Source organism: Sphingorhabdus sp., assembly GCF_044239045.1.
In the GTDB taxonomy this organism is placed as follows: domain Bacteria; phylum Pseudomonadota; class Alphaproteobacteria; order Sphingomonadales; family Sphingomonadaceae; genus Sphingorhabdus_B.
This window is the reverse complement of the sequence record NZ_JBIICD010000030.1, coordinates 1-7,025: the sequence shown is the minus strand read 5'-3', so window position 1 is coordinate 7,025 and position 7,025 is coordinate 1. Positions and strand designations below refer to the sequence as shown.

Below are 7,025 nucleotides of genomic sequence, written 5' to 3'. Positions count from 1 at the left end.
CACCGCTGCGCAGACATAGGTTGCCGTTGAAGGTTTGGCTTGAACAGCCAGCCGCGGTATTTGCGATCGGTTCAATGTGGAAAACGCCCGAAGATGTTAATGCTGTCGTTGATGTTCCTTGACGGATGGTTGGTGATGGAGTGGCGACAACCGTAAATGCACCCCAAGGCGATGACGTGGAACGGCTGTCGAAGTTGGTGTCAGCTTCCCAAGGCGTCCCGACCAGCTTAGGCATATGGTTTTCACTTGCCGCAAATGGACGTTCGCTTGCGAATAAAGGCGTCCGCTTTGTGAAGCTGCCGAACAATGTGAAGCGCCCGCCGGTCTTGGTTTTGAAACCAGCCTTGATCGCGCCGGTTCTTTCACTGGTTCCGTCTGCAGAGCCGTAACGCATGTCAAAGCGCAGTCCTTGATATCTATCGTCGGTGACGACATTGACCACACCGGCCACGGCGTCCGCGCCATAAACGGCGGCTGCACCGTCCCGTAAGACTTCAATCCGGCGCGTCGCGCCAACAGGCAGCGAGTTGGTGTTGGCCGTCTGTACGGGTACAAAATTCTCCGTCTGTGTGCCTGGGGTCAAAATCATGCGACGGCCGTTTACTAGGACCAGAGTATTACCTGTGCCTACGCTACGCAGGTTGATTGAGGCATTGTCGCCGCGGGCATCGTTAAGGTTGCCGGTCGTCCGGGCCTCTTGGAATTGAACATCACCCGCCTGCGGGATGGAGCGGAATAAATCGTCACCGGAAACGCTTCCCGTGGCGGAGATACGGTCTTCGTTAAGCACGGAGACCGGTAGGGTTTCAGCAATTTTCGAACCTTCGATGCGGCTACCCACAACGACGATGGCTTCTTTCGTTTCGGTTTCTGCTTCTGGCAGGCCGGGTTGGTCGGATGGGTTCGCGGATTGTGCGAACACTGGCGCGGAGACGAAAATGGAACAGCCGATCAACAAACCGGCGCGCATTGAATATTTGGACATTGTGAATTGCCTCCCTTGACCGCCCCTGTGCGGTATGTGATTTTCACCCGAATTGCACCAAACCTAAGCACTGACAAGCCATAGTCATTACAAATTTGTGACCAGTCTATTCCTAAAGGTTATGGATTAATCACAAGTTGTTTATGGGAAGATGTGCGCCGAACGGCATATGCTAATCCACTTTCCTTATCGTTGGAGCATCTAAAATGGCAAGCAAGCCACCCCTTTCACCCGTCCGTTTCGCCGGATCGACCGCTTATATTTCAGGCCAGTTACCGCGTGGGGGAGATGGCAAGATCATTACGGGCGATATGCGCGACCAAACGCGGCAAGCCTTGGCGAACCTTGAGGCCATCCTGAAATCAGAAGGCTTGGAATTGGCCGATGTCGTGAAAGTGACCGCTTGGATAACGGATGCCGATGCGATGGCCGAATTTAATTCAGTCTATCGCGAATATTTTGCAGAACCATATCCCACGCGTTCAACAATTGTGTCGGCGTTGGTTGTTCCAGACGCATTGGTGGAGGTTGAAGCCGTTGCCTATAGGAATAGCAAATAAAACGCGGACGGTGGTCAACAGACCGAAATTTAGCCCGCATCCTTTGGGTGCGCAAAAGCGTTTTTCAACGCATTTAATGCAGGGTCAGGATTCCCATTTCTGAGCGTGATGGCGCTGACGTCATAACGCGCGCCATCGCTTAGGGGCATGGGCATGACCGTCAGGTCGAGCGCGCGTGCTTCGCGATTTGCGAAGGATGCGGGCAATAACGTAATCATGTCGCTTTCGGCGACCAGCGCAAGGCACGACACGAGACTGAGAACGCGGTAATGTGGGAAGCCGGAGCGGCGATATTTTTCTTCTATGGCGGCCGGAATGGCGGAGCGGTAGTTTCTATCATAGCCGGGAATGGCCCATTTATACTGCAGCATCTCATCCGCGCCAAAGTTATGTTGTAACGCAGGATGGTCTTTGCGCATCACCGCAACATAGGCCTCGTCGATGATCTTATTGATGTGAAAAAGCCGCTGTTCGGGAATGGCGCTCACGCTCGTGGAATGAAAAAGTAACATGTCCGCCTCGCGTTGGCGTAACCGGCTCGCGGCGATATCTAAAGGAAGGGTTTCGGCCGTCACGCGTATATTGGGATATGTCTTGTAAAATGATGTGAGTGCGGGCGCTAAGGATGCTTCCATTACCGCTGGCCCAGCAATCAGCCGCAAATGTCGGGTGCCGGTTAAGACCTCATCGCCGATTTGATCCGCTAAAGCCAAAAGCTCCTCAGCCCGTTGCGCAAGGCGGTTGCCGGCATCGGTGGGGACGACACTGCGCGTCGTCCTGTTAAACAATTCTGTGCCCAGTTCCTGTTCGAGCAATTGTAACGATTTGGTGAGTGCCGAATGCGTCATGCCGAGCTCGTTGGCAGCCCGGCTGAAGCTTTTGTTCCGATACACTGCGACGAACCGGGATAGTCTATTCAAATTTATATTCATGTTCCAATAAATACATAATATGCATTTATTATTCAATTTTATAAATTTTTAGCCCGTCTATCCCCAATAACAATATTGGGAGAGAAATTTGTGACCATAGGGCAATTCATCAACCAAAATTGGGTCGTGATTATACTTGCTGCTTTTGCATTGGGCATCTTGCTCGAGCTAGCTGCCATTCGCTTCCTTAAGCGCAAGGGTGAGGTGCCGTTAAAGGACTCGCTGCTATCGATTTTTCTGGGGCTGGCCAGTGATCCGGTAAATGCCATATTTGCCTTTATCACCACTGCCGCTTTGTTTGCAGCGGCCCCCTTTGCCATTGGCGACATACCAATCACTTGGGGGTCGTTCTTATTATGCTTTGTCCTTGATGATCTGCGGTTCTATGTGCACCACCGCATATGCCACCGCGTCCGTTGGGGTTGGGCGATGCATGTCGTGCATCATTCCTCCACCAACTTTAACATGCCCATTGCGCTCCGCCAAAGTTGGATGAAGCACTTTACGGGCACGATGATGCTGAAAATTCCGCTGATTTTAATCGGCTTTGATCCTGCTTTGGTTGTTTTTTGCGGGGTCCTGAATGCGACCTACCAATTCTTCCTCCACACCGAGACGATTGACCGTCTGCCTAGGTGGTTTGAATATATCTTCAACACGCCAAGCCATCACCGCGTGCACCATGGTCGCAATCCAGAATATCTGGATGCGAATTTCGCCGGCACGCTGATCATCTGGGATCGGATGTTTGGCACATTTGTGGAGGAAGATCGCGCCGTGCCGGTTGATTATGGCCTGGTCAAAAACCTGGAGACATTTAACCCTGTCACTATCTTAACGCATGAATATGTCGGCATCGCGCAAGATGCGACGCAACGCGGACTGAGCGTGTGGCAAAGATTATGTTACATTTTTGCGCCGCCCGGCTGGAGCCATGATGGATCGCGTTTGACATCGGCAGATATCAAGCGTGAAGCAGGATTGCTGCCCAATAGCAATGCAACAGCCCCGCAACCGAGAGCATGATGCCCACCCATTACGCGCTATCTGATGCCGCCATTGTCCTCGTCACCATTTTTGCAGGCCATGCGCTTTGGCGCAACGGAAAGGCGTTGCCGGCATTTGCACTGGCATGCTTTGGCATAGCGGCCGGTATCGGCGTGGTGCGCTTTGGGGGTGGCTTGCAGGACGCGCTGGCCGATTTGCATGCCGGTGCTTCCCAATTGCTTGGCCTTGCCGGGGCCTTGGCCGTGGTGTCGCATTATCTGTTCCCGCCAAAGGACCGAAACGGGATAGGCATAATTGCACTTATATTATCTGCCGCCACCGCCATCTTCTTCTTCGCGCAACCCTTGCTTGGCCCCCTTTTCTTATTGGCCCTCGCGATTGCATGTGTTGTTTCGATCGTGCGATCTGGCCTATCGCAGCCTAAATGGCTTGTGCCTATTGCCTGCGCCGTGATGCTTGCAAATACCCTGTTCATCCGGCGGGCCCCGTGGCTTGATGAGGCCGTCGCATGGCATGCCTATCATTTGGTGATTGCGCTCGCGCTCGCGGCACTCGCAAAGGGTTTGATATTCACCGAACAACGCGTGGCGTAATCATAGCCTAGCCTGTAGATGGTCTCAGTTGAATAAGCGTTCAATGTTTGATACGCGAGGCTATGTCTCAAGTTAAAACTGATCGTCGCCAACATATCATTGTTTCAGCAATCGCCGTTTTGGCAGAATATGGAATAGTTGAATTCACGTTCAATAAGGTTGCGCACCATGCCGGTGTCTCGGCGGCGTTGCTCGTGCATTACTTTGCGAGCAAAGAAGCTTTGCTCGAAGCGGCCTTCCGTTCGGTAGTGCGCCAGTTGAACCATGAGGCAACGGCGCGTGTCCGGCTCGCTGCCGGACCACGCGCGCGCATTGAGGCGTTGGTGGACTCGCATCTGGGACATAATGACTTTTCTGAGGAAACGGCGCGGGTTTGGCTGTCGTTCTGGGGGCAGGCGTTGCACGTGCCGCAGCTTGCCCGCGTGCAGCGGGCGCACCAACAGCGCATGTTGTCTAATTTGAAGTTTGATTTGCGCAAGCTGGTCGACGCGCGTGATATATTGCCGATGGCACATCATATTGCGGCAATGATCGATGGTGTTTGGCTGCGCGCTGCGATGAATGGCGGACTGGCGCTTCAAAATGGCTTGGCGCGCGACCTTATTTTTGATTTCATTGCGCGCAATGTCGCGTCCACCCAAGCTGCTCCGGTCGCCTCGCATTTTGACACGATCAATCCAGCGACAGGGCAATTGCTCGCAACCATCCGCATCGACGGACAGGCGGAGGTCGATAAGGCTGTAGCCCGCGCGGCTTATGCCCAAAGGTTATGGGCAAAAACACCGGGTGTAGAGCGCGGACGCATCCTGCATCGTGCTGCCGCCTTGCTGGTGGAGCGCAATGACATGCTCGCACGGCTTGAAACGCAAGACACAGGTAAGCCCATTCAAGAAACCAGCGCTGTCGACGTTATATCCGGCGCCGACTGTATCGAATATTATGCGGGCCTTGTGCGCAGCATCGCCGGTGAACATCATGATCTGGGTACGGGCGCATTCGGTTACACTCGGCGGGAACCCTTGGGTGTGGTTGCGGGCATTGGTGCGTGGAATTATCCCATACAAATCGCGTGCTGGAAATCCGCGCCAGCTTTGGCGTGTGGAAACGCCATGATCTTTAAGCCCGCCGAGCTAACGCCACTCACCGCGATAGAGCTGGAGAAAGTTTATCTTGAAGCTGGCCTTCCTGAAGGCTTGTTTCAGGTCGTGCAGGGCAAAGCGGAAACAGGCCGATTGCTCAGCCTACATCCCGGCATCGCCAAAGTGTCGCTGACCGGCGAAGTAGGTACGGGCAAAAAGGTGATGGTCGACGCCGCAGGCACGCTGAAATATGTCACCTTTGAATTGGGCGGAAAATCGGCACTGATCATTTTTGAAGATGCAGATTTGGACGAAGCCGTATCGGGCGCATTGCTCGCCAATTTTTATTCGGCAGGGGAGGTGTGCACCAACGGCACCCGCGTCTTTGTGCACAAAAATGTCCGTGATGCGTTTCTGGCAAAATTGAAAGCGCGGACGGAGGCGATGGTTATTGGCGATCCGCTCAATCCAGCCACCCAAATGGGCGCATTAATTTCGCAAGCGCATATGGAAAAGGTCTTGGGTTATATCGCACTTGGGCAACAACAAGGTGCAAATCTGCTGACCGGCGGGAAGCGGGCGGTGCACGGTAATCTGGCGCAGGGGGCGTTTGTTGAGCCGACCATCTTCACCCACTGCACCGATGATATGGCTATTGTCCGGGAGGAGATTTTTGGCCCCGTCATGGCGGTGCTCGATTTTGAAAATGAGGCAGAGGTTGTCACGCGGGCAAACGCCACAGAATTCGGTTTGGCCGCCGGTATATTCACCAACAATCTGACGCGCGCGCATCGTGTGATCGCGGCGTTGGAGGCGGGTACTTGTTGGATAAACACCTATAATATTACACCGATTGAAATGCCCTTTGGGGGCAACAAGCAATCGGGTCTTGGCCGCGAAAATGACAAGGCAGCGATTGAACATTATACCCAGCTGAAGAGTGTCTATGTCGCGATGGAACCAATCGATGCCCCCTATTGAAGCAGCGGATTATATCATCGTCGGTGCAGGGTCGGCGGGATGCGTGCTGGCGGACCGGTTGAGCGCCGATGGCATGCATCAGGTCATATTGCTTGAATATGGCGGCAGTGATCGCTCGGTCTTGATCCAGATGCCCGCCGCACTTGCCTATCCGATGAACACCAAGAGGTGGAATTGGGGCTATGAAAGCGAACCCGAGCCGCATTTGAATAATCGACGCCTGAACTGCCCGCGCGGCAAGGGGTTGGGCGGATCATCATCGATTAACGGGCTGGTCTATGTGCGCGGCAACGCGCTCGACTTTGAACGCTGGAAAGAAGAGGAGGGCGCAACTGGGTGGGGCTATGCCGATGTGCTGCCCTATTTCAAACGCGCCGAAGGTCGGGCCGAAGGCGGCGATAGCTATCGAGGCGGCGATGGTCCTTTGTCCACCAGCTATGGCCCGCTCGACAATCCGCTGCATCAGGCGTGGCTCGATGCGGCGCAACAGGCCGGCTATAGCCTGACCGAAGATTATAACGGCTATGCTCAAGAGGGCTTTGGCCGGATGGACATGACAGTGCGCGACGGCACGCGTTGTTCGGCGGCTAAGGCCTATCTGTATGAAGCCCGCAAACGGCCCAATCTCAAAGTCGTTGAAAAGGCGCTTGCAACGCGCGTCCTGTTTGACGGCACGCGCGCCATTGGGGTCGAATATGAACGCGCAGGTCAGTTGCATCAGTTGCACGCGGCCCGCGAAGTCATCCTGTCGGGCGGCCCCATCAATTCCGTGCAGCTGCTCAAGCTTTCGGGCATCGGTCCCGCAGAGGAATTGAAACAGCATGGGATAGACGTGCGCGCAGACCGCCCCGGTGTGGGTGCGAACTTGCAAGACCATCTGGAATTCT

7 protein-coding genes are annotated in these 7,025 nt (G+C 54.4%); 5 read left to right on the top strand and 2 right to left on the bottom strand.

All coding sequences use genetic code 11. The annotated features are described in order from the left end of the window. On the bottom strand, positions 1 to 985 hold a 985-nt coding region (locus ACILP4_RS09445; protein ID WP_395620473.1), incomplete at its 3' end, for a TonB-dependent receptor plug domain-containing protein. Between the two features lie 206 nt (positions 986 to 1,191). Here ACILP4_RS09445 and ACILP4_RS09440 point away from each other — a divergent pair. Further along, positions 1,192 to 1,545 carry a RidA family protein gene (locus tag ACILP4_RS09440; RefSeq protein ID WP_395620472.1) on the top strand — a complete coding sequence of 118 codons (354 nt, stop codon included), beginning with the start codon at positions 1,192 to 1,194 and terminating at the stop codon, positions 1,543 to 1,545. Positions 1,546 to 1,574: 29 nt separating this feature from the next. On the opposite strand, the gene ACILP4_RS09435 is transcribed toward ACILP4_RS09440, so the two are convergent. Next, the gene (locus tag ACILP4_RS09435; RefSeq protein WP_395620471.1) at positions 1,575 to 2,477 is read right to left on the bottom strand and encodes a LysR family transcriptional regulator; all 903 of its coding nucleotides are present in this window, start codon (positions 2,475 to 2,477) and stop codon (positions 1,575 to 1,577) included. A 90-nt stretch (positions 2,478 to 2,567) separates the two neighbouring features. Here ACILP4_RS09435 and ACILP4_RS09430 point away from each other — a divergent pair, with 90 nt between their 5' ends. The 4 genes from ACILP4_RS09430 to ACILP4_RS09415 form a co-directional block, all read left to right on the top strand. After that, on the top strand, positions 2,568 to 3,503 hold the full coding sequence (locus ACILP4_RS09430; protein ID WP_395620470.1) for a sterol desaturase family protein: 936 nt from the start codon (positions 2,568 to 2,570) through the stop codon (positions 3,501 to 3,503). Beyond that, entirely contained in the window at positions 3,500 to 4,078 is a 579-nt protein-coding gene (locus ACILP4_RS09425; protein WP_395620469.1) for a hypothetical protein, read from the top strand. The genes ACILP4_RS09430 and ACILP4_RS09425 overlap by 4 nt, the downstream gene beginning before the upstream one ends. A gap of 62 nt (positions 4,079 to 4,140) precedes the next feature. Further along, entirely contained in the window at positions 4,141 to 6,138 is a 1,998-nt protein-coding gene (gene betB, locus ACILP4_RS09420) for a betaine-aldehyde dehydrogenase (RefSeq protein WP_395620468.1), read from the top strand. Then, positions 6,125 to 7,025 (top strand): GMC family oxidoreductase N-terminal domain-containing protein (locus ACILP4_RS09415; protein WP_395620467.1); only part of this gene is annotated, 901 nt, incomplete at its 3' end. The genes betB and ACILP4_RS09415, both read left to right, overlap by 14 nt.

Excerpts from the sequence above, each read along its gene's own strand:
- ACILP4_RS09440 (WP_395620472.1), top strand. The coding sequence starts at position 1,192 with ATGGCAAGCAAGCCACCCCTTTCACCCGTCCGTTTCGCCGGATCGACC.
- ACILP4_RS09435 (WP_395620471.1), bottom strand. The coding sequence starts at position 2,477 with ATGAATATAAATTTGAATAGACTATCCCGGTTCGTCGCAGTGTATCGG.
- ACILP4_RS09425 (WP_395620469.1), top strand. The coding sequence starts at position 3,500 with ATGATGCCCACCCATTACGCGCTATCTGATGCCGCCATTGTCCTCGTC.
- betB (WP_395620468.1), top strand. The coding sequence starts at position 4,141 with ATGTCTCAAGTTAAAACTGATCGTCGCCAACATATCATTGTTTCAGCA.